General features: G+C 61.4%; 22 protein-coding genes. 18 read left to right on the top strand and 4 right to left on the bottom strand.

The features are described from left to right. Positions 1–22: 22 nt before the first annotated feature. The 13 genes from HNQ81_RS01445 to coaBC all read left to right on the top strand — a co-directional run bounded on the left by HNQ81_RS01445 (position 23) and on the right by coaBC (position 14,452). Positions 23–1,363 (top strand): Coenzyme F420 hydrogenase/dehydrogenase, beta subunit C-terminal domain, encoded by a 1,341-nt coding sequence (locus tag HNQ81_RS01445; protein WP_183347539.1) that lies wholly within the window; start codon positions 23–25, stop codon positions 1,361–1,363. Continuing rightward, positions 1,356–2,834: a TolC family protein gene (locus HNQ81_RS01440; RefSeq protein WP_183347537.1), complete on the top strand. Its 1,479-nt coding sequence runs from the start codon at positions 1,356–1,358 to the stop codon at positions 2,832–2,834. The genes HNQ81_RS01445 and HNQ81_RS01440 overlap by 8 nt, the downstream gene beginning before the upstream one ends. Continuing rightward, entirely contained in the window at positions 2,831–4,264 is a 1,434-nt protein-coding gene (locus HNQ81_RS01435; RefSeq protein WP_183347536.1) for an efflux RND transporter periplasmic adaptor subunit, read from the top strand. Before HNQ81_RS01440 ends, HNQ81_RS01435 begins: the two co-directional genes overlap by 4 nt. 20 nt (positions 4,265–4,284) lie before the next feature. Further along, positions 4,285–4,962 carry an ABC transporter ATP-binding protein gene (locus tag HNQ81_RS01430; RefSeq protein WP_240191576.1) on the top strand — a complete coding sequence of 226 codons (678 nt, stop codon included), beginning with the start codon at positions 4,285–4,287 and terminating at the stop codon, positions 4,960–4,962. A 1-nt stretch (position 4,963) separates the two neighbouring features. After that, the gene (locus tag HNQ81_RS01425) at positions 4,964–6,205 is read left to right on the top strand and encodes an ABC transporter permease (protein ID WP_183347535.1); all 1,242 of its coding nucleotides are present in this window, start codon (positions 4,964–4,966) and stop codon (positions 6,203–6,205) included. Between the two features lie 25 nt (positions 6,206–6,230). Continuing rightward, positions 6,231–6,917, top strand: a complete 687-nt coding sequence (locus tag HNQ81_RS01420; protein ID WP_183347534.1) for a hypothetical protein — start codon at positions 6,231–6,233, stop codon at positions 6,915–6,917. 94 nt (positions 6,918–7,011) lie between these two features. Further along, complete coding sequence (locus HNQ81_RS01415; protein ID WP_183347533.1) at positions 7,012–8,001, top strand: glycosyltransferase family 2 protein; 990 nt, start codon at positions 7,012–7,014, stop codon at positions 7,999–8,001. Next, entirely contained in the window at positions 7,988–9,034 is a 1,047-nt protein-coding gene (locus HNQ81_RS01410) for a glycosyltransferase family 2 protein (protein ID WP_183347532.1), read from the top strand. Before HNQ81_RS01415 ends, HNQ81_RS01410 begins: the two co-directional genes overlap by 14 nt. Positions 9,035–9,041: 7 nt before the next feature. Further along, positions 9,042–9,866, top strand: coding sequence for a glycosyltransferase (locus tag HNQ81_RS01405; protein ID WP_183347531.1), 825 nt, complete (start codon positions 9,042–9,044; stop codon positions 9,864–9,866). A 26-nt stretch (positions 9,867–9,892) separates the two neighbouring features. Continuing rightward, positions 9,893–10,867 (top strand): glycosyltransferase family 2 protein, encoded by a 975-nt coding sequence (locus HNQ81_RS01400; protein ID WP_183347530.1) that lies wholly within the window; start codon positions 9,893–9,895, stop codon positions 10,865–10,867. Between the two features lie 33 nt (positions 10,868–10,900). Next, positions 10,901–12,310 (top strand): sugar transferase, encoded by a 1,410-nt coding sequence (locus tag HNQ81_RS01395; RefSeq protein ID WP_183347528.1) that lies wholly within the window; start codon positions 10,901–10,903, stop codon positions 12,308–12,310. A gap of 111 nt (positions 12,311–12,421) precedes the next feature. Beyond that, on the top strand, positions 12,422–13,129 hold the full coding sequence (locus HNQ81_RS01390) for a Bax inhibitor-1/YccA family protein (RefSeq protein ID WP_183347527.1): 708 nt from the start codon (positions 12,422–12,424) through the stop codon (positions 13,127–13,129). 96 nt (positions 13,130–13,225) lie between these two features. Further along, a complete protein-coding gene (gene coaBC / locus HNQ81_RS01385) occupies positions 13,226–14,452 on the top strand; it encodes a bifunctional phosphopantothenoylcysteine decarboxylase/phosphopantothenate--cysteine ligase CoaBC (protein ID WP_183347526.1) in 1,227 nt (408 codons plus the stop codon). A 20-nt stretch (positions 14,453–14,472) separates the two neighbouring features. Here the strand turns inward: coaBC and HNQ81_RS01380 are convergent, their stop codons facing one another. Beyond that, positions 14,473–15,291: a pyruvate, water dikinase regulatory protein gene (locus HNQ81_RS01380; protein WP_183347525.1), complete on the bottom strand. Its 819-nt coding sequence runs from the start codon at positions 15,289–15,291 to the stop codon at positions 14,473–14,475. A gap of 215 nt (positions 15,292–15,506) precedes the next feature. Then, entirely contained in the window at positions 15,507–16,565 is a 1,059-nt protein-coding gene (gene nadA, locus HNQ81_RS01375) for a quinolinate synthase NadA (RefSeq protein ID WP_183347524.1), read from the bottom strand. Between the two features lie 441 nt (positions 16,566–17,006). On the opposite strand from nadA, the gene HNQ81_RS01370 reads away from it, so the two are divergent. From HNQ81_RS01370 to HNQ81_RS17900, 5 genes are all read left to right on the top strand, one after another. Beyond that, positions 17,007–17,378, top strand: a complete 372-nt coding sequence (locus HNQ81_RS01370; RefSeq protein ID WP_183347523.1) for a 5-carboxymethyl-2-hydroxymuconate Delta-isomerase — start codon at positions 17,007–17,009, stop codon at positions 17,376–17,378. Between the two features lie 49 nt (positions 17,379–17,427). Next, a complete protein-coding gene (locus tag HNQ81_RS01365; protein ID WP_183347522.1) occupies positions 17,428–17,796 on the top strand; it encodes a translation initiation factor Sui1 in 369 nt (122 codons plus the stop codon). A gap of 2 nt (positions 17,797–17,798) precedes the next feature. Next, complete coding sequence (locus tag HNQ81_RS01360; RefSeq protein WP_205240131.1) at positions 17,799–18,440, top strand: LysE family translocator; 642 nt, start codon at positions 17,799–17,801, stop codon at positions 18,438–18,440. Positions 18,441–18,619: 179 nt separating this feature from the next. Continuing rightward, a complete protein-coding gene (locus HNQ81_RS01355) occupies positions 18,620–19,522 on the top strand; it encodes a DMT family transporter (RefSeq protein WP_183347520.1) in 903 nt (300 codons plus the stop codon). After that, complete coding sequence (locus HNQ81_RS17900; protein ID WP_183347518.1) at positions 19,519–20,427, top strand: EamA family transporter; 909 nt, start codon at positions 19,519–19,521, stop codon at positions 20,425–20,427. Before HNQ81_RS01355 ends, HNQ81_RS17900 begins: the two co-directional genes overlap by 4 nt. Before the next feature lie 63 nt (positions 20,428–20,490). Here the strand turns inward: HNQ81_RS17900 and HNQ81_RS01345 are convergent, their stop codons facing one another. Next, positions 20,491–20,805 (bottom strand): helix-hairpin-helix domain-containing protein, encoded by a 315-nt coding sequence (locus HNQ81_RS01345; protein WP_183347516.1) that lies wholly within the window; start codon positions 20,803–20,805, stop codon positions 20,491–20,493. A 21-nt stretch (positions 20,806–20,826) separates the two neighbouring features. Next, on the bottom strand, positions 20,827–22,623 hold the full coding sequence (lepA, locus tag HNQ81_RS01340; protein WP_183347513.1) for a translation elongation factor 4: 1,797 nt from the start codon (positions 22,621–22,623) through the stop codon (positions 20,827–20,829). Positions 22,624–22,797 lie beyond the last annotated feature (174 nt).

Below are 22,797 nucleotides of genomic sequence, written 5' to 3'. Positions count from 1 at the left end.
CCGCCGCTCAACCCCTGTATCCATGAGTGAAAAGCTGCAACTTCGGAAAGAACCCTTCGCCTTTCTGGTCGACAACGTCATCGGCCCGGGAATGTGCACCCGCTGCGGGATGTGCGTCGGCGTCTGCCCGCCCGGGGTCATTGATATCGCCGCCACCGCCTATCCCGTGCTCACCGGTACATGCGTCAGCTGCGGGTTCTGCACCGCTTGCTGCCCCGGCCTCGATGTCGATTACCCGGCGCTGTCCCGCCAGGTCTTCGATGAATCCTACGATCCGGCCGATCTCCAGGGCCATGTCGAGCAGCTCTATGTCGCCCACCCGAAGAATCGGCAGATCCGTCACGCCGGCGCCAGCGGCGGGATGGTCACCGGCATCCTCGACCATCTCCTGGCCATAGGGGAGATCGACGGCGCGGTCGTCGTCGGCACCGATAGTCTGCTGCCGTACAAGACCAGGGGCGTGCTGGCGACAACCGGCCCCGAGATCCAGGCCTGTTCCCAATCGAAATACTGCGTCACCCCCTCGCTGGCGGTGCTGCGGCAGCTCCGCCGGCTCCAGGGCCGCTATGCCGTCGTCGCCCTCCCGTGCCAGGTCCATGCCCTGCGCAAGCTGCAACAGGTCGATCGCGGTCTGGCCGGCAAAATCAAATACATCCTCGGACTCTACTGCCACTGCACGATGGAGGTCAACGGCCACGAGGAGGCGATCGAGGCCTTCGGCATCCCGCTGGCGGAGGTTGCTGCCTTCCAGTTTCGCGGCGGCGGCTGGCCGGGAGGTTTTTTTGTCGTCAAGAAGGATGGGACCGAAGTCCCTCTGCATCAAAAGATTTTGATCAAGGACGTGATGAATGTCATGTTCAGGCTCTACGGACCCCAGCGCTGCCTGCTCTGCGTCGATGCCCTGGCGGAATATGCCGATCTCAGTTTCGGCGATTTCTGGGCCTTCGATTTCGCCGAGGATCTGGCGATTCACGAGCGCTGCACCCTGATCTCCCAGCGCACCGCGGTCGGCCGCCAACTGATGGAGGAGGTGCAGCGGTGCGGCGAATTCGTCGTCCACACCGTGCCGCACTCCCGCAACTCGAAGAGGATTCTGCGGATGGCCCAGGGAAAAAAGACCAGGGCCTATGTCGGTCTCCACGCGGCGATGGCCGGCGGCAGATCCTATCCTGACTACCACTTTGCGATCCCCGTGCCGTCGCCCAGGCAGAGGCGGCAGGTCCGGTGGTTCAAGCTGTTTCAACGGATCAGGCACCGGTATTTCCGCACCCTGGTCCTGAAGTTGCTGTTTTCCCCTCTCGGTGTTGTCGCCTATAGAGTCAACACGTTGAGGAAAAAGATCCTGATCGATTATCATGCCTGAGTGCTTCGTCCGCAAAGAGCGTGTCTTGTCGCGGCGCCGGCCGGTGGGCGTCCGGTGGATACTGGTGATCCTGCTGAGTGTCGTCGCCCTGTCCTGGATGCTGCCCGGCGGTCTGTCGGCAGCGGCTGAAGACGGGAAGAGGGGGCAGCCTGCCCCGGCGCCGTTGACGATCTCCCTCGAGCAGGCGATCAAGATCGCCCTGGAGCACAACCGTTCCCTGCGGAATGCAGCCCTTGCCGTGACCTCGAGCGACCTGTCGCTGCAGACCACGGAATCCGAGTTCGATGTCAAGATCACCCCGCAGGGGTCGACCCGATATTCCTCCACCGATGACAGCTACTGGCAGGTCGGGGCCACGGTGTCGAAAAAGCTGTCCCCGGGGCCGACACTGTCGGTGACCCCGCTGTTCGGCGAATCCGGGGGGAGCGGCAACAGCGAGGTCGATGTGGCGCTGACGATACCGCTGCTGCAGGGGGCCGGCTCCGCCTATGCCCTGGATGGCCTGTACAGCAGCCTCTACGCGAACAAGCGGGAGAAACTCTCCTTCGTCCAGCAGCAGACCGACACGGTCCTGAGAACGGTGGCGGCGGTCTACGGCTGCATCCAGACCCAGCAGCAGATCACCTTTCTCGAAAAGCAGCTGGCCGACCTGAGCCGCCATCTGTCGCTTGCCCGGATCAAGGAAAAGAGCGGTATCATCGACGCGATGGATCTGTATCGGGCCGAAATCAGGATCCAGAGCGTCGAGGAGGAACTGACATCGACCCGGGAGCAGCTGGCCAACAACGCCGACGAGGTCAAAGACCTGCTCGCCGTGTCGCAGCAGCAGCCGATCATCGTCACCGCTCCGGTCGCCTACAGCCCGGTCGAGATCGACCTTCAGGAGGCGCAGCAGGTCGCCGTCGCCAACCGGATCGAGCTCGTCCTGAGCGCCATGCAGGTGCGGGAGACGGAGAGACGGGTGGCGGTGGCGAAGAACCGGCTGCTGCCGGAGCTCGATCTGCGCCTGGGCTACAACAATTACCGGGAGGACGATTATGACGCCCTGTCCGAAGAGCGCTGGACGGTGGCCCTGTCGAGCGATACCGATCTCTTCCGCACCGCCGAGCGCAACGACTATGCCCAGAGCAGGATTGAGCTGCAGCAGGTCCAGCTCAATCAGGAGGGCGAGGAGGAGCGGATTATCCAGGATGTCCGGTTCCGGCTGAACAGCCTGGAAAAACTGGAGGAGCGGATCCGCATCCGCGAAGAGCAGGCCCGGCAGGCGCTGGGCAAACTGCGCCTGGCCGAGAGCAAGTTCCGGCACAGTCTGGCCAACAACTTCGACCTGCTCGAGGCCCAGACCGAGATGCAGCAGGCCCGGACCGACCATATGGTGGAAACCATCAATTACATTGTCGGCACCTATCGTCTGCGTTCGTCGCTGGGAACGCTCATTGACCTGAAAAGCCCGGCGACGGCGAAGAGATGAAGAAAGCTGCAGTCATTGTCCTGGCCCTTGTCTGCCTGGCCCTCGTTGTTGCCTATGTCGACGGGAGGGACAAAGCACGACCCGATGCCCCCGTCGATGTCGAGGTTCTGCGCCGAGATTTCCAGGTCGAAATCAACGTCGTCGGCGAACTCGACGCCGCCCAGTCGCACATGCTTTCGTCCGAGATTCAGGGTACCGACGGCAAGATCATCTACCTGATCGAAGACGGGACCAGGGTCAAGAAGGGCGACACCCTGGTCAGGCTCGATCCGCTGCCGTACCAGACACAGGTCGAAGGACTGCAGGCCGAGGTCGCGGAACTGAAGGCGGCGGTCGAGGCGGCGCGGCAGATGATGGCCTTCGAGGAGAACCAGGTCGAGCAGGAGATCGCCAATGCCGAATACAACCTCAATGTCGCCACCCTGGAGCTCAGGCAGTTCGAGGAGGGGGATGGGCCGCTGAAGATCTCTATGCTCCAGGAAGAGCGGCAGAAGGCGAAACTCGAACTGCAGCGCTATGAGGCCTTCTACAACGATCTGCTGCAGTTGAAGAAGGAGGGGTTCGACAACAAATCGGAGATCTCGGCCGCCGAGGAAAAGGTGGCGGTGCTGCGGGAACAGCACAAGGAGGCGAACAGCCGTTTCGAGAGCTACCGCAAGCACGTCTATCCGGCCCTGCTGGAGAGCGCCAGGGCGAAGAAGCAGAACGCCCTGCTGATGCTCGAGCAGACCCGCCAGGGCGGGGTCCACAAGGTCGCCAAGGCCCAGGCGACGCTGGGCCAGATCGCCGGCAAGGTCGCGGCCAAGGAAGCCGGTCTCGATCAGGCCAGGGTCGAACTGGAAAAAACGGAGATCAAGGCGCCGCTCGACGGGATCGTCATCCATTACGAGACGTTCCGCGACGGCGAGAAGCGCAAGCCGCGGGAGGGTGATTCGGTGTTCATGGGCCAGCCGATCCTCTATCTCCCCGATATTTCAAAAATGATCGTCAAGACCAGAGTGCGCGAGGTCGATCTGTTCAAGCTCTCCCTGGGGCAGAAAGGGGTGGTGCGGGTCGATGCCTACCCCGACACGACCTTCAACGGTGACCTGACCTTCATCGGCGCCCTCGCCACCTCCGAGGCCCCGGGCTCGGGGCAGGAAAAATATTTCCAGGTGATCTTCACCGTCGCCGGCGGTGACCCCCGGCTGCGTCCCGGCATGACCTGCCGGGTATCGATCATCGCCCAGGCGGTGAAGCAGGCGGTGGTAGTTCCGACGCCGGCGGTCTTCAGCGGCGAGGGCGGCGAATTCTGTTATGTCCGCACCGGCTGGGGCGCCTATGCGAAGAGGGGCATCACGACCGGGGCCCACAACGAGGATGTCGTGCAGGTGGTCGCCGGCCTCGAGCCGGGGGAAAGAGTCAGCCTGGTCCCGCCCCAGGCTGATTGACCGCGCAGGACCGGCAAAAGATGAAGACGATGCTGCTGCAGGCCAGGAAGATCAGGAAGAACTATGTGCTCGGGGGAGGGGAGATCGAGGTCGTCCGCGGGATCGATCTCGACGTGTCGGCTGGGGATTTCGTCTCCATCATGGGGACCTCCGGTTCCGGGAAATCGACCCTGCTCCATATCCTCGGCGGCCTGGCCCGACCTGACAGCGGTTCCTATCTCCTTGGCGCCAAGGATATGCTGACCCTTTCCGACGACGAGTTGTCGTGGGTCAGGGCCCATTGGGTCGGTTTCGTCTTCCAGACCTTCGACCTGCTGGCCGAACTCGATGTCCGCGACAATGTCGCCCTGCCGTTCCTGTATCACCACGCCCTGCCGGATGATCGCGAGCGGCGGGTCGACGCGGCCATCGACCGGGTCGGCCTTGGCCACCGCCAGCGGCATCGGCCGATGGAACTGTCCGGCGGCGAGATGCAGCGCGTCGCCATCGCCCGGGCCCTGGTCATCGCCCCCAAACTGATCCTCGCCGATGAACCGACCGGCAATCTCGATACCCGCAACAGCAATGAAATACTCCATCTTTTCAAGGAACTCAACGATACCGGGACCACGATCGTGATGGTGACCCATGATCACCAGGTTGCCTCGTACTCGAAAAAGATCATGATTATGGAGGACGGCCTCCTGTCGGTCTCCTGAAATGACGAAAATCCTGCTGCTCATCGCTGTCGCCCGGCGGTCGCTCTTCGTCCATAAGTTGCGGTCCTTTCTCAGCGTTCTCGGCGTCGTCTGCGGCGTCATGGCCGTCATGTCGATGATCTCGACCGGTGAAGGGGCCAAGGAAGAGGTGCTGCAGCAGATCGAGGAGATGGGGATCACCAATATCTACATCAACCGGTTGGCGCTGACAAAGGAACAGCTGCAATCGGCCCGGGAGAAACGATCGTATGGCCTGTCCTGGCATGACGTCGGCCGGTTGCGGGAGGGCGGCCTGTTTTTCAAGGAGGTCGCCGCTCTGCGGGAGGTGACGGCGACGCCGCTCGGCACCGGACGGACGATCCTGCCGAAGATCGTCCTCTGTACCGCCAGCTATGCAAAGGTCATGGGGCTGACCCTGGCGGAGGGACGGTTCCTCCACGATCGGGACATGACCGCCCGAGCGATGGTCTGTGTGCTCGGCGCCCGGATCGCCCGGGCCCTCGGCAGAGAAGGGCGGACCGGCAGTACCCTGCGGATCGGCGACGCCCTCTACACGGTGGTGGGCATCCTTTCCGAGCAGGACCTCGGCGGCGCGGAAAAGGTCAAAGTTTCGCGGGACAATCTCAACGAAATGATCTTCCTGCCTTTTTCCCAAACCGGTATCGAGACCCTTGCCGCCGAGGAGATAACGCGGTCTCATCTAACCAGGATCATTGTTGAAATTGATTCTCAGGCGCATGTGTTCGCCGCTGCCCGGCTGATCGGCCGGATCATGGACATCAGCCACAATTCGGTCCGGGATTACCAGGTTGTCGTCCCGCTCGAGTTGCTCCAGCAGTCTTTGCAGACCCAACGCATATTCAATATCGTTCTTGCTGTAATTGGTGGAATTTCTTTGCTTGTTGGGGGAATTGGTATTATGAATATCATGCTTGCGACGGTGTCGGAGCGCAAGCGGGAGATCGGTATCCGGCGGGCGGTCGGCGCCACCCGCAGAGACATCGTCGTCCAGTTTCTGACCGAGTCGATTCTGCTGACGGTGACCGGAGGGATCCTTGGCATTGTCAGTGGTTTCGTCTTCGTGGTGGCCATGGAGCTGTTGACCGGCTGGTCGATCAGGATCACGGTCGGAGCGATGCTCATTCCGTTTACTCTAGCGGTCATGACCGGGGTCTTTTTCGGCCTCTATCCTGCGTTGCAGGCGGCCCGGCTTGATCCCATCAAGGCCTTGCGAACAATATAGTACCGAGATACAGGAGGGAAGAAGGATGTTACGGCGATATGTACACTCAATAGGGATTGCGCTGCTGATTGTCGGCATGCTCGTTTTCAATCCCCGGTTGACGGCGATAGCGGCTGCAGGGCCGGAGGCTTCGGCCTCGGGGAAGCCGGAGACCAAAGAGACTCTAGGCGCCAAGGACGTGGCGGCGGAGTACCAGGCTGAAAACATCACCCGGCAGGCCAAGGCCGAGTTGCCGCCGCCGGTCGTCACTCGTTCGGGTGGCAAAACCCTGCTCTACGGCGGCATCGCCGCCGCCGCGGTCGTCGGTGCGGTGGCCCTGGCGGCCGGTTCGGGGGGTGGAGGATCGAGTTCAGAGGAAGAGGAAGTACCGGAAGAACCGAAGAAGAACCCGGTGGGGGCGAATCTCGCCGGCGACAACTGGTACGGCCGGCTGATTCTGGTCGACAGCGGCTTCAAGGAGGACGTGACGGCGACTGTCGAGCAGGATGGCGCCAATCTGGTGATCACGACTTCCTCGGCGCAGAAATACGGCAAGAAATTCATCGGCCACATCGAGAGGGATGGCTACATCCAGGTACGAGACCAGGATACCGGTCAGGATTGGACGACCTATTATGACAAGGCACGGTGGAACATGATCGATCTGTATGACTATGTACACGAATTTCATGATATGGACCGGCTGTACCTGACGCGGATATCAAAAGAGTAAGATTGTGGCTGGCGGTCAATCTGCGGCCACAACATGCCGGGTTGCCCGAAAACAGCGTCCACCAGAAGTAATTTGAACCAACGGAGATCGTCCCTTGCTAGTATCCGTAGTTATTCCCCTTCTCAATGAAGAAGAAAATATCGGCTTCCTCTACGATGAACTCAAAGGCGTCCTCATCACTCTTGAGGACGACCACGAGATCATCTTTATCGATGACGGCAGCAAGGACCGCAGCCTGTCGATCCTGCAGGGGCTCCAGCGCAGCGACGACAAGGTCGTCGTCGTCAGCTTCCGCCGCAACTTCGGCCAGACGGCGGCGATGGCGGCGGGATTCGATTATGCCCGCGGCGACGTCATCATCACGATGGACGCCGATCTCCAGAACGATCCGCACGATATCCCGCTGCTGCTCGACCAGATCCGCGCCGGCAACGATGTCGTCACCGGCTGGCGCTTCAACCGCAAGGACACCTTCATCAACCGTCGCCTGCCGTCGATCATCGCCAACAAGCTGATCTCGTTTACCACCGGTGTCAATCTCCATGACTACGGCTGCACCCTCAAGGCCTTCCGTCACGACGTGATCAAGAACGTCAAGCTCTATGGCGAGATGCACCGCTTCATCCCGGCCATCGCCAGCGGTATGGGGATCGATTTCACCGAGGTCAAGGTCAACCATCGACCCCGGCGCTTCGGTTCATCCAAGTACGGGATATCGAGGACGATCCGCGTCATCCTCGATCTCCTGACCGTCAAGTTTCTGCTCAGCTATTCGACCCGGCCGATCCAGGTGTTCGGCCTGATGGGCGTCGTCTCCGGCGGCATCGGCTTCCTGCTTGCCCTGATCATGACCCTGCAGCGCCAGTTCTTCGGCGTGCCGTTGGCCGACCGGCCCTTGCTGTTTCTTGCCATCATGCTGATCTTTATCGGTTTCCAGTTCGTGTCGCTGGGTCTGATCGCCGAACTGCAGGCCCGCACCTATCACGAATCGCAGAACAAGGCCGTCTACTACGTACGATCGGTGTACAGGAAGGAACCGGTCGGGGGCCAGGATCCAGCCAAGGGTGACGATGCCCCGCAATGAGCCGGTTATCGAGATCCTGATCCCGAACTGGAACGGCAGGCACCTGCTCAAAGACTGTCTCGATTCGCTGCACCGTCAAACCGTTGACGATTTTGTCGTCACCGTCATCGATAACGGGTCGACCGACGGCTCCGTTGCATTCATCGCCGGGAACTATCCGCAGGTGCGGTGTATCGCCCTGCCGGACAACCGGGGCTTCAGTGCCGCGGTCAATGCCGGGATCACCCAGTCGGCGGCGCCGTGGATTCTCCTGCTCAACAACGACATGGAGGTGCAGGCCGACTGCCTTGCCGCCCTGCACCAGGCGATCGCCAGCGACCGCGATTACGATTTCTTCGCCCTGAAGATGATGAACTTTCATCAGCGCAACTTTATCGACGGCGCCGGCGACGGCTTCCTGCGGGGCGGGGCCGGTTATCGCCTGGGAACGATGGAGGCGGACGGCCCCCCCTACGACCAGGATCGCGAGGTCTTCGGGGCCTGCGCCGGCGCCGCCCTCTATCGGCGCGAGCTGTTTCACCGGGTCGGCCTGTTCGACGGCGATTTCTTCGCCTACCTCGAAGACGTCGACCTCAACCTGCGGGCACGGCGGCTCGGCTGTCGCTGCCGCTTCCTTGCCGGCGCCAGGGTCTACCATATCGGCAGCGCCACCTCCGGGTCGAAGTTCAACCCGCTGACCATTCGCCTCTCGACCCGCAACAGCATCAATGTCCTGGTGAAAAACTATCCCCCGGCGCTGCTGCTCCGCTATCTGCCGGTCATCGCCATCTACCAGCTGGCCTGGTTCTGTTTCTGCGTCAAAAAGCGGCTGCTGCGCCCCTATCTCCAGGGGGTCGTCGCTGCCGGCCGCTGTTTTTCGAGCATGCGGGCCAAGCGGGCGACGGTGGTCGGCCCGCAGATCACGATGGCCGAGTTTGATGCCATCCTCCGCCGGGGGGAGCAGGACGCCGTGAAGTCGATCATGGCCCGCCGCCGGGCCGAGGGCAAAGGCAATGGGTTGCTCCGGTTCTACTGCCGGCTTTTTCTCCGCTAGCCCATCGATGGCCTGGCCGATCTTCGTCATAGTCGTCACCCACGATTCGGCCCCGGTGCTGCCGCAATGCCTTGCTGCCCTCGATGGTCAGACCCGCCGTCCGGATCGGCTCGTCATCGTCGACAGCGGCTCGACCGACCGCGCCTATCTTCAGTCCCTGGCGGGACGAACAGATACGACCTTGTTGATTCACGACAATATCGGCTTTTCCCGGGCCAACAATATCGGCGTGCGCAGCCTGCCGCCCACCGCTGCGGCAATGGTCGTCTTTGTCAATCCCGATGCCTTCCTGTTCCCCGACGCCCTGGCCACGGCCGCCGTTGTGCTGGAACAGCACGCCGACGTCGCCGTCGTCGGCGGCCGGCTTTATGGCTATGATCCCGTCGCCGGCACGGCTACCGGCCGGCTCGATTCCACCGGGATCTTCCGCACCTGGTATGGGCGCTGGTACGATCGCGGCCAAGGGGAGCGGGACAGCGGCCAGTACGGCGCCGCCGCGTCGGTGCCGGCGATCTGTGGGGCGTTGATGGCCTGCCGTCTCGAGGCCTTGCCGGCAGTGACGACCGGGCGGGTTTTCGATGAGGATTTTTTCCTTTACAAGGAGGATATCGAACTGTCATTGCGCCTGCGAAAAAAAGGCTGGACGCTGAGGTACGAGCCGAAGGTCCGGGCCTACCATTGCCGCGGCTGGGGCGGCAGGCGCCGGGAGGTGCCGTCGGCCCTGCGTCTGGCGGCGGCGAGAAGCGAGGTGCTGCTGTACCGCAAGCATCCTTCGCCCTATATGCTCTGGGCGCTTGCCAAGTATCTCCTGGTGCGATGGTGTCACTGCTGATGGTTGAGGCACAGGATTTCTCCCCCATGCAAGATGGTCAGCGCCAAACCCCGACGCTCTCGGTCATCATTCCTACCTGCAACGGGGCGGCGACCCTGGGTGAGTTGCTGGCGGTCCTGGCCCGCCAGACGATCCAGCCGGATGAGATCCTGGTCGTCGATTCATCGTCGGAGGACGAGACCGTCGCAATCGCCCGGCACTACGGGGCGAAGGTCACGATCATTGCCCGGGAGTCATTCGATCACGGCGGCACCCGGACCCAGCTCGCCGGGACGGCCCGGGGCGAGCTGCTGCTCTTTCTGACCCAGGATGCGATTCCGGCGACAAGGGAGGCGCTGGCGCAGCTGATCCGGCCCTTCGCCGCTCACCCGGAGGTCGCGGTAAGTTACGGCCGGCAGCTGCCCCACCGCGACGCGACCTGGAGCGCCGCCTCGCTGCGCGCCTTCAACTATCCGCCGCAGTCATGTCTGCGTGATTTCAACGATCGCAAGCGCTATGGTCTGCGAACGATCTTCGTCTCCAACTCGTTTGCCGCTTACCGCAGGCAGGCCCTGGCCGAGGTCGGCTACTTCAAGAACGGTTTGATTTTTGGCGAGGATACCTGTACTGTAGGACGACTGCTGCAGCGGGGCTACCGGATCGCCTATGTCGGCGAGGCCAGGGTCTACCATAGCCATAACTACTCGCTGGCGGAAGAATTCCGGCGCTCGTTCGATATCGGTGTCCTCCATGCCACCGAACACTGGCTGCTGGAGACCTATGGCCATGCCGAAGGAATCGGGCTCACAATGGTCCGCCGGCAGTTGACCGAACTTGGCCGCCGGCGACGGGTGGCCCTGATGGCCGACGTGGTTGTCAGGTCGGTCCTGAAATACTGCGGTTACCGCCTCGGGCGATCGTTCAGGAAGATCCCCGCCCAGTACGTTCCTTCTCTGAGCATGCACAGGACCTGGTGGCAGGGAAGATCCGCAACCGATCCATCCTCCCCCGCCGGCACCTGAACCGCCTGCCTCATTTCAAATATCGGCCGGAAAATGCTTTCTACCAATCTGCGTGAGCAGAGTTCCTTTATCGTCAGATGTTTCCATCTCCTTGACTGTCTGCTGGTCGTTGGCTACCTGTGGCTGCTCGTCGTCTGGTACCGGGTCCCCTGGAGTCCGTACTACACCCGGCTGGAGATCATCACCTTCGTTCTCTGTCTGGTCGCCTTCCAGTCGTTTCAGCTCTACCGGTCGTGGCGGGGGTGGCGGTTCTATATCGAGTTCCTGTATATCCTGCGGGCCTGGATAACCGTGGTCGGTCTGCTGCTCTTCTATTTCTTCATCTTCAAGATTTCCCATGCCTATTCCCGGGTGGTCTTCATGATCTGGTCGACGACCACGCCGCTGCTGCTGTTTGCGGTCCATGTCGCCGCACGCAGGCTGCTCAGCATCATCCGGGCGCGGGGCCGCAATGTCCGGCGGGCCGTCATCGTCGGGGCCGGCGACCTCGGGATGAACGTCGTCCGGGAAATCGAGTCGATGCCCTGGGCGGGGATCGAGATCCTCGGTTTCTTCGATGACAAGGTCGACGAGGAAAATCTCGATCAGGTCATGGGCAAGCCGATTCTCGGCAACATCAACAGTATCCAGCCCTATCTCAGCAAGAACGACATCGATTACGTCTATATCGCCCTGCCGATGCGGGCCGAGAAAAAGATCTTCACCATCCTCCGGGAATGCCGGTCACTGGGGGCGCGGATATACCTCATCCCCGACCTCTACGTCTACGGCCTGCACCATGCCGAGATCCAGTCCCTGGGCAAACTTCTGATCCTCAATTTCAATCCCCATACGGAGTGGAAGAGGGGCTTTGACATCATTTTCTCGCTCTGTGTCCTGATCTGTACCCTGCCCCTGTCGCTCCTCGTCGCCCTGCTGGTGAAACTCGACGACGGCGGCCCGATCTTCTACCGCCACAGGAGGATCACCGCCACCGGCAAGGAGTTTGATTGCCTCAAGTTCAGGACGATGCGGGTCGGCGCCGACCAGGAGCTGCATCGCCTGCTGGCCGAGAACCCGGAACTGAAGAAGGAGTGGGATGCCCACTTCAAACTGAAGAACGACCCCCGGGTGACCCGGATCGGCCGTTTTCTCCGCCGCACCAGCCTCGATGAGTTTCCGCAGTTTCTCAATGTCCTCAAGGGAGATATGAGCGTCGTCGGGGCGAGACCGATCGTCGGCCGGGAACTGAAGGATTTCTACAAGGAGAGCGCCGGCCGCTACTGTTCGATGAAGCCGGGAATCACCGGGCCCTGGCAGGTCGGCCGGCGGTCCGACGTCGATGATTACACCGAACGGGTCGAAATGGACGACTGGTACATCCTCAACTACTCGTTATGGAACGACATCAAGATCATCGGCAAGACGATCGTGTCGATGATCAGGGGCAACGGCGCGTACTGAGCCGATTCGGCAGCGGGATCACGGTTTTGCTTGCATACCCGGCGGCAATGATTAATCTTTGCCCTGAACAACCACAAACCGTATCGATTACCACCACTTCAGGAGCATGCAATGTACGAAAACACCAGGCAGATCACCATTACTCAGGCGCGTCAGGAGGCCTCGAGCATCTTCCTTGCCAAGGTCTTCAACTGGATGGCCATGGGACTCGGATTGACCGGCGTCATCGCCTATATGACCGCGAGCAGCGGCCTGGCCCGGGCAATCGTCGGCAGTCCGCTGTTCATGATCCTGCTCTTTGCCGAACTCGGTCTGGTCTTCTATCTTTCGGCCCGGATCGCCAAGATCCAGGCATCGACGGCCGCCGCCCTGTTCATCGGCTATGCGGTCATGAACGGCGTGACCCTGTCGGCGGTCTTCCTTGCCTATACCAGTTCCTCCATTGCCGGCACCTTTTTCATTACGGCCGGGATGTTCGGGGCGATGGCCCTCTACGGCATGGTGACCAAACGCGATCTGTCCGGACTCGGATCGTTCCTGTTCATGGGGCTGATCGGCATCATCATCGCCTCGGTCGTCAACATCTTCCTGGGTAACAGTGGCCTCGGCTGGATGATCTCCGTGCTCGGCGTCTTCATCTTCACCGGTCTCACCGCCTATGACGTCCAGAAGATCAAAACGATGGGCGAAGAGGGGATCCTGGAGCAGGGCGAGGCGGCGGTCAAGAAGGGCTCGATCATCGGCGCCCTGGCACTCTATCTCGATTTCATCAACCTGTTCCTGATGCTGCTCAGGTTCTTTGGCGGCAGTCGGGATTGATCGGGTCTTGAAGCACGTGGCCGATAACGGAAAAGCATGCCCTCCAGGGCGTGCTTTTTCTATTTGGGAGCAGCGAACGACTGCAGGGGAGAGGAGATGAGATCGTCATTTGCCGGGAAAAATATCGTTCTCGGGGTCACCGGCAGTATCGCCGCCTTCAAGGTCGCGGGCTGGGTCAGCACGATGGCCAAGGAAGAGGCCCAGGTCTCCGTCATCATGACCCGGTCGGCACGGGAATTCGTTGCGCCGCTGACCTTCGCCGCCCTGTCCGGCAATCCGGTCCATGGCGAGATGTTCGATCCGGCCCGGGCCGAGCGGATGGATCACATCGCCCTCGGCCGGGAGGCCGACCTTGTGGTGGTCGCGCCGGCGACCGCCGACACCATTGCCCGGCTCGCCGGCGGCCAGGCCGATGACCTGCTGACGACGACGGTCCTCGCCGCCCGGGCGCCGGTGATCGTCTGTCCGGCGATGAACAGCCGGATGTACCTCCATCCCGCCACCCAGGACAATATCGCACGGTTGAAAAAATTCGGCTACCGGGTCCTGACCCCGCCGGCAGGGATGATGGCCTGCCGCGAGGAAGGCCCGGGCAGACTGCCGGAGTGGGAGGATGTCCAGGAGATCTTTCTCAGGGCCCTGACGGGGCAGGATCTCGCCGGTGAGCGGGTGCTGATCACAGCCGGGCCGACGCGGGAGCCGCTCGATCCCGCCCGTTTTCTCAGCAACCGCTCGTCCGGCAAGATGGGCTATGCCCTGGCCCGCACCGCCTACCGCCGCGGCGCCGAGGTGCACCTGATCAGCGGCCCGGTGGCGCTGCCCTGTCCGCCCGGGGTGGAGCGCGTTTCCGTCCAGACCGCCAGGGAGATGCATGCGGCGGTGTTCCAACTGGCCGAGAAGGCTTCGATCATTGTCAAGGCGGCGGCGGTCGCCGATTTCCGACCGGCAGTCGAGGAGAGGGAAAAGGTCAAGAAGGACAAGGCCGGACTCAGTCTGCAGTTGAGCCGGAATCCGGACATCCTCTACGAACTCGGCCGGAACAGGAAAGAGGGGCAGGTCCTGGTCGGCTTTGCCGCCGAGAGCTCCAACCTGCAGGCCGAAGGCCGCAAAAAACTGGCGACCAAGAATCTCGATCTGATCGCCGTCAACAATATCAACTCTGATACTACCGGATTCGAGTGTGATACCAATCAGATATTGCTGATCGATCGGGAACGGGACGTCCTCCTGCCGATGACCGGCAAAGAGCAGACGGCCGACATGATCTGGGACCGGGTTGTCGACTTGCTCGGCAAACGCCGGGACAAGAGCGGTGGCGACTGAGAGAGGCAGTGGGCCGGCACTCAGAACCCCGGCTGTCGTTTGAGATCGAGTTCCTGGGCAACCTGGGTTGCGGTTTCCTCGATCGATCGGCCATTGGAAAAGACCACCGGAATCTGGTACTTGAGAAAGATCTGGTCGGATTGCTGCAGTTCCTGCTCACAGGTCTCGAGATTGGCGTAGGTGCTGCCGGGATAGCGTTTTTCCCTGAAGGCGTGCAGCATCTGCGGCGAGGTGGAAAGACCGACGACGCGCTTCTTGTTGCGGACGATCTCGGAGGGGAGGCGGGCCGAGGTCAGGTCATCCTGGACGAGCGGATAGTTGGCGGCCTTGAGCCCCATCTGGGTGGCGATGAACACCGAGACCGGGGTCTTGCCGGAACGGGAGACGCCGACAATGATCAGGTCGGCCTCGTCGTAATCCTTGGTCCCGGTGCCGTCGTCATGGGCGATTGAATAGTGGATGGCGTTGACTCGCCGGGTCATGGTGTTGTCGTCGAGATGCCTCGATGTCCCGGGCTCGCGGATTGCTTTGGCTTCCAGTAGATCCTCCAGGGTTACCAGGAAGTGATCTATGATATTGAGAAATTCAACCTCGGGGGTATCGAAGATCTGATTGAGTTTGATGCTGAGGAGGGTGGAGAACACCAGCGGATAGCGGCCGTTCGATTGCTGAAGGATCTTGTCGAGCGCTCTGCGCGCCTGACTTTCACTGCGGATGAAGGGTATCAGTTCCTCGTTGAAGCTGATCTCGGGAAACTGGCAGAGAAGCGCCTTGCCCATGTCTTTGGCAAGAATGCCGGTATTGCCGGAAATATAGTAGACATCTTTCGATTTCCACATACGCTCTCCAATACTGTATCGTCTTGATTTGAGGATGCATAATACAATTATTGGCAATGTACCGCGGAATAGGGGCGGCGACAACGGAAAAAATCCGATGCTTAAGAATTGCTTATGTTCTGTATGAGCATGGCTTAAGTAAATTTCCGTTGCCGCAGCCAGCCCTGCACCTCACCGGTGCCAAGGCCGACAGGGAAGGTGTCGGTGTTCCGGGGTTATTTGCGCATATCGCGGGCGAAATCGAGCATTCTCCGGATCGGGATCGCCGCCTTGCGGGCCAGGTCGGCCGAAACGACGATCTCGTTTTTGCCGGTTTTCAACACCTCGGCAAGGTTCTGCAGGGAATTCATCCCCATCCAGGGGCAACGGGCGCAACTCTGACACGTTGCCCCTTCGCCCAGCGTCGGCGCCTCGATCAGTACTTTGCCGGGGGCCAGTTGCTGCATCTTGTGCATGATCCCGGCATCGGTGGCGACAATGAATTCCGGGTTGGGGAGGGTGACGACCGCCTGAATCAGCGCCGTGGTCGAGCCGACGACATCGGCCAGGGCAACGACCTCCTCCGGCGATTCCGGGTGCACCAGGACCGCGGCCTGCGGATGGCGGGAACGCATCTCGGCCAGCGCTTCGGCACGGAAGCGTTCATGGACGATGCACGATCCCGGCCAGTAGATCATCTCGGCGCCGGTCTGTTTCTGCACATACTGGCCGAGATGGCGGTCGGGGGCCCACAGCACCTTTTCACCCGATCGGGCCAGGTGGCGGATGATGGGAAGGGCGATTCCCGAGGTCACCACCCAGTCGGAACGCGCCTTGACCTCGGCGCTGGTGTTGGCGTAGACGACGACCGTGTAGTCGGGGTGCTCGTCACAGTAGGCTGAAAAGAGACCGGCAGGGCAGCCTTCGTCGAGCGAGCAGGTCGCCGCCAGATCCGGCATCAGGACCCGTTTCTCATTGTTCAGTATCTTCGACGTTTCCCCCATGAACCGGACGCCGGCGACCACCAGGGTCGTGGCCGGATGCTCGGTGCCGAACCGGGCCATCTCCAGCGAATCGGCGACACAGCCGCCGGTCTCTTCCGCCAGGTCCTGCAGGGCGCCGTCGGTGTAGTAATGGGCGACCAGAACGGCGTTCTGCCGGCGCAGCATCGTTTTGATATCCTGCTTCAGCCGTTCCTGTTCGGCCGGTGACAGCACCGGCCATTGCGGCAGATCGGGGACACGGATGAACGGAAGGTCAACGGCGGCTTGCTTCACTGAAGTATCGAGTGGCATGGTTTTTCCTGGGGGTAGTGGTCGTCGGGGAGTGGAAAAGCGGCCCTGCATCCTGGCGAGCCGATGGTCATAAAGCGGATATGGACATAGTTGTCAGAAAAATCATATGCATCATACAATGTAAGACAATGGTTGAATGACGACTTTAACGTGCATGGGAAAATAATGGAACCGCGATTTCACCGGAAAATGACAATCTCCAATCGCTGTCGGGAAACACCCTGGTTGCAAATGTCGACGCCAGTGCCATGGGAGGAAGGCGGCGACCGGAGTCAAGGCAGTGCCTTGGCGCCTGCCGGCCAGTCCCGGAATCGGGGGCCGTATCGCGGAGGAGAAATCAAAAAATATCGGTAAGGGATTGCCGGGATAACCGCTTTGTGTCATCATGCGGCCCGGAGGAAAGGGCTTTCAAGATTAATTCGCTGTTCGCCGGAGCAGTCCATGCCGCAATGCCATTTTGAATATACCGACAATATTGCAGACGAGCCGAGTTGGAATGAACTGTACCGGGAGATTCACGCGGTCCTGATCGCCACCGGCGAGTGGCACAGCGCCGAAATCAAGAGCAAGGCGGTGAAGCTGACGAATTACTGCGTCGGCAACGGTCATCCCGACCAGGCCTTCGTCCTGCTGACCGTCCAGATCCTCGCCGGGAGAAGCGACGGCTTGAAGAAGAGCATCTCCGAGAGTTGCCTGAAGATCCTGGTCAGTCATTTCCCGCGGATGCTGGAGGAACTTCAGGCCACCATAGCGGTCCAGATCGTCGATATCAACGCGTCGAGTTTCAGCCGCCGGATCAACCACGAACTTTAACGCCGACCGCATCCCGACGGCGGGGCCGGCACCAGGACCTGCAACACCTATGGCTTTACGCAAATTGCAGCCGCAATCACCGGTCTACTCGACCGAACATGGCAAGATGTGCCCTGCCTGTGCCAGGCCGGTGAAAGAATGCAGCTGCCGCCACCGGCAACAGCAGCCTGGGCCGGGGGACGGGGTTGTGCGCGTGAGTCGGGAGACAAAGGGGCGCAAGGGAGCGGGGGTGACGATCATCACCGGTATCCCCCTTCATCAGGCCGGCCTGGTTGATCTTGCCAGAGAACTGAAACGACGCTGCGGTTCCGGCGGTACCGTCAAGGGCGACCGGCTGGAAATCCAGGGCGACCATCGCGACCTGCTGCTGACGGAGTTGACGAGACGGGGCTGGAAGGTCAAGCGGAGCGGGAGCTGAACATGTCGATACTGGGCACGGAAAATCTCGGGGTGTTTGTCGCTGCCGGGTTGCTCCTCAACGTCACCCCGGGCGCCGACATGCTGTTCATCGCCAGCCGCAGCGCCGCCCAGGGACCACGGGCCGGGATGATCGCGGCGCTGGGGATCGGGGCCGGCTGCCTTTTGCATATACTCTGTGCCGGCCTCGGCCTGTCGGTGGTGCTGGCGACCTCGGCTCTGGCCTTCACCGCTGTCAAATATGCCGGGGCCCTCTACCTGGTCTATCTTGGGATCGCATCGCTGCTGACCATCGGCGCCGGTCGGCGGGCGACGCCCGACGATCCAGCGCCTCTCACCCCCGCCAGGATCTTTCGTCAGGCGATGCTGATCAACGCCCTCAACCCCAAGGTCGCACTGTTCTTCTTGGCCCTGCTGCCGCAGTTCGTGTCTCCGGCAACGAGCCACCCGGCCCTCGCCTTCCTGTTTCTTGGTGCACTGTTCAATTTCAACGGCACGATCGTCAACGTCGCCTTTGCCCTCCTCGCCTCGCATCTCGCCGATCGCTTCCGGCAATCCGCCGTCCTGGTCCGATTGTGCCGGATCGCCGCCGCCGCTCTCTTTATCGGTCTCGGCCTGCGGCTGGCGATGATGGCCCGGAAATAATCCACGGTATTCACCCGCTTTCTCGACGGCCCCGATCCGGGCTGTACCAGGTCGGTATTCCAGCTGGCAAAGTTTGCGCGGAGAGGGTATTCTCCCTCGTTTTCACCGTTGTTCACTCGTTATCGAATCCACGGAACATCTGACGCCGATCTCAATCGGCACATCGGCGATGCGACATCATGTCTGAATCAGGCGGCAGCACGGAAATATTGGGGAACAAGGGGGTCTGGCTGGTCCTGGCCGCAGCGATCCTCTGGGGGACGACGGGAACGGTGCAGGCCCTGGCCCCGGCGGGCAGCTCACCCCAGGCCATCGGCGCCCTCCGGCTGGCGCTCGGCGGTTCAGCCCTCGCCCTCTCGGCCTGGCTCCGCGGCGGGTTGCGGCTCCGCTCCTGGCCGCCGCTGCTGACGGTAGCCGCCGGGGCCTTCGTCGCCCTGTATCAGGTCACCTTCTTTTCGGCGGTGCTGAAGACCGGAGTGGCGGTGGGGACGATCGTCGGCATCGGCTCGGCCCCGGTGTTCGCCGGCATCCTCGAATATCTCGTCCGGCAGCGTCGACCAGGCCGGCGCTGGTATTTCTCCACCGCTGTCGCCGTTTTCGGCTGCCTGCTGCTGGTGCTGCAGTCCGGGGACATCCGGATAGACATCGGCGGGGTTGTCCTGGCCCTCGCCGCCGGTTTCTCCTATGCCGCCTATGCTCTGGCGATCAAGCTGCTGCTGCCGGGCCGGTCGCCCGAGGATGTCACGGCGGTGATCTTCTGCCTCGGGGCGATCTTCCTGTCGCCGCTGCTGGTGACGGCTGATCTGACCTGGCTGGGGCAGGTCAACGGCTGGCTGCTGATGCTCCACCTCGGGCTCGTCGCCACCGCCCTGTCGTACTGGTTCTTCGCCAGTGGTCTGAAGACCGTCGCCGCCTCGACGGCGGTGACGCTGTCGCTGGCCGAACCCCTGACGGCGGCGATTCTCGGCATCGTCGTCGTCGGCGAGCGGATCAATGTGGTTTCGTCGCTCGGGCTGGTGCTGATCCTCTCGGCGCTGGTGCTGCTGATCGTTCCCGATCGGGTGGAGGGCAGGCGACGGTGACGGCGCCGAAGAACCAGCGCCTCGCCTACGTCTTCGCCCTGCTGACCGTCGGCCTGTGGTCGACTGTCGCCAGCGCCTTCAAGCTGTCGCTGCGCTACCTGCAGCCGGCTGAGCTGCTGTTCTATGCCTCCATCGTTTCCTGCATCGTCCTGCTGGCGGTGATCCTGTGGCAGGGGAAGGGGGGCGAACTGCGGCGGCTGCAACGGCAGGACTGGCTGGCCTCGCTCGGGTTCGGGGCCCTCAACCCCTTTCTCTACTATCTCGTTCTGTTCAAGGCCTATGAACTGCTGCCGGCCCAGCAGGCCCAGCCCATCAACCATACCTGGGCGATCACCCTGACCCTGCTGTCGATCCCGTTGCTGCGGCAGAAGATCACTGGCCGGCAGATCGTGGCGATCGCCGTCAGCTACCTCGGCGTCCTGATCATCTCGACCCAGGGCAAGATCTGGTCCCTGCATTTCGCCAGCCCGACCGGGGTCGGGCTGGCGCTGTTTTCCACCGTCATCTGGTCGCTGTACTGGGTGTTTTCGACCCGGGACCGCCGGGAACCGGTGGTCGGGCTGTTCCTGAATTTCTGCTGTTCGCTGCCGCTGACCGGCGGCTATGTGGTGCTGGTGCACGGATTGCGGCCGGTGGAGAGCGCCGGTCTGCTCGGTGCCGCCTATATCGGCGTGTTCGAGATGGGGATCGCCTATGTTTTCTGGCTCAAGGCGATGAAACTGTCGACCGATACCGCGCGGATCGCCAACCTCATCTTCATCTGCCCGTTCCTGTCCCTGATCTTCATCCATTTCCTGGTTGGTGAACAGATCCTGCCGGCGACCTATATCGGCCTGCTCTTCATCGTCATCGGTCTGGTGCTGCAGGGAAGGAGCGGTCGGGAGGACGGCGGACTACGGTCTTGAGGCAGAGAAGGGGGGCTGGGGAGGAAGGGGCAGTGGGGCTGGCCGCCGGCGCAGCGGTGACGATCAGCGGGAACCGTCCGCCGCTTTTTTCCGCCGCAGCGTCGCCTTACGCTCGGCGGTGTAATGATACCACGGCCTGGCCGGTTCACCGGCCAGAAACCGGACGGCGGCGATGAACACGTCGAGGACGCAGGGGTCCTGGTGTTTGCCGGTGATGCGGCAGAGATCCCCGTACAGCAGGTAGGGATCGCGACCGCGCAGCTGTTCCGGCTGCTTTATCCCAAGGAGGTTGAGATCGCGGGCCATCGCCGGGCCGATGTTGGGAATATCGGTCAACCTGACGATCTTGTCGTCGTTTCCTGTCCGCGTGGTCTTCATCGACAGAGGCGAGGCGTCGGCTTATTTCTGCTCGGACCGCAGCACCGCGAGGAAGGCGGTCTGGGGGATATCGACGTTGCCGACCGTTTTCATCCGTTTTTTCCCTTCCTTCTGTTTTTCCAGCAGCTTCCGCTTACGGCTGATATCGCCGCCGTAGCATTTGGCGGTGACGTCCTTGCGCAGCGCCGAGACATTGGTGCGGGCGATGATGTTGCCGCCGATTGCCGCCTGGATCGCGATCTTGAACATCTGGCGGGGAATTTCTTCTTTCAGCATCTCACAGGCGTGCAGGCCACGGGCCCGGGAATTGTTGCGATGCACCAGTTGCGAAAGGGCGTCGACGATCTCGCCGTTGACGAGGATGTCGAGTTTGACCAGGTCACTGAGACGGTAGTCGAGCATTTCGTAGTCGAAGGAGCCGTAGCCCTGGGTGATCGATTTGAGCCGGTCGTAGAAGTCATAGATGACCTCGGCCAGCGGCAGTTCGCAGGTGAACTCGATCCGGCCCGGCATCGGGTAATGGTAGCTGGTATTCTCGCCGCGGCGCTCCATGCACAAGGTCATTACCGCCCCCATGTAGCGTTCGGGGATAAGGATGGTGGCGCGGATAAACGGCTCCTCGACCCGCTGGATCTTGGCCGGGTCGGGGAAATGGGCCGGGTTGTCGACCTCAATTTTCGTTCCGTCGGAGAGATAAAAATTATATTTGACGGAAGGGACGGTGAGGATCAGCGAGACGTCGAACTCCCGTTCCAGCCGTTCCTGTACGACTTCGAGGTGGAGCAGGCCGAGAAAGCCGCAGCGGAAACCGAAGCCGAGGGCGGCCGACGAGTCTTTCTGGAAGCTGAGGGCGGCGTCGTTGAGCTGCAGTTTTTCGAGGGCGGCGGCGAGGTCCTCGTAATCGTCGGTGCTGATCGGGTAGAGGGAGGAGAAGACGACCTGCTGGACCTCCTTGAAGCCGGGCAGGGCCTTGGCACAGGGTCTGTCCCTGAGGGTGATGGTGTCGCCCGGCCTGGTGTCCCTGACGGTTTTGACGCCGGCGAGGATATAGCCGATCTGGCCGGCGGACAGCTTTTTCTCCGCCTCGCGGCGGAACTTGAAAAGACCGACTTCCTCGACCCGGTATTCGGTGCCGTTCGACATGAATCGGATGACATCGCCGGCCTTGATCGTGCCGTTGATGATGCGCACCGAGATGATCGTGCCGCGGAAGGCATCGTAATGGGCGTCAAAGATCAGGGCCTGGAGTTCCTTGTCCGGGTCGCCCTCGGGCGGCGGCAGATGCTTGACGATGGCCTCGAGGATGTCCTCGACACCCTTGCCGGTTTTCGCCGAACAGTACTGGATCAGGCTGCCGTCAAGGCCGAGATCCTCCTCGATCTGCAGGGCGACCTTTTCCGGTTCGGCGGAGGGCAGATCGATCTTGTTGATCACCGGGATGATCTCGAGATCGTTTTCCATCGCCAGGTAGAGATTGGCCAGGGTCTGGGCCTCAACGCCCTGGGCGGCATCGATCAGCAGCAGGGCCCCCTCGCAGGAGGTCAGGGCCCGCGAGACTTCATAGCTGAAATCGACGTGGCCGGGGGTGTCGACGAGATTAAGATCATAGGTCTGGCCATCCCTGGCCTGGTACGGCAGGCAGATCGTCTGGCTCTTGATGGTGATGCCGCGCTCGCGCTCGATGTCCATATTGTCGAGAAGCTGATCCTTGAATTCGCGATCGGAGATGAGCTTGCATTTCTGGATCATCCGGTCGGCAAGGGTCGATTTCCCATGATCAATATGAGCTATGATGCTGAAATTACGTATATGTTTCATTTTCAGGAGAGAATGTTGAGATTCGGGCGAGAGGGAACCGGTTCGAGCCGGCGAGATGTAGGAGAACCCTGATATGTAGCATAAAGCAAAGATAAATTAAATACAATTTTCCACCCGGTGAAGACTGTGATATTATAGAATAGTCGTGCAATGACGGGCAAATGCCACTTTGGT

The organism is Desulfoprunum benzoelyticum (assembly GCF_014201505.1).
Lineage (GTDB): Bacteria > Desulfobacterota > Desulfobulbia > Desulfobulbales > Desulfocapsaceae > Desulfoprunum > Desulfoprunum benzoelyticum.
The sequence above is the reverse complement of the archived record's forward strand: the minus strand, read 5'-3'. Positions and strand labels throughout refer to the sequence as shown.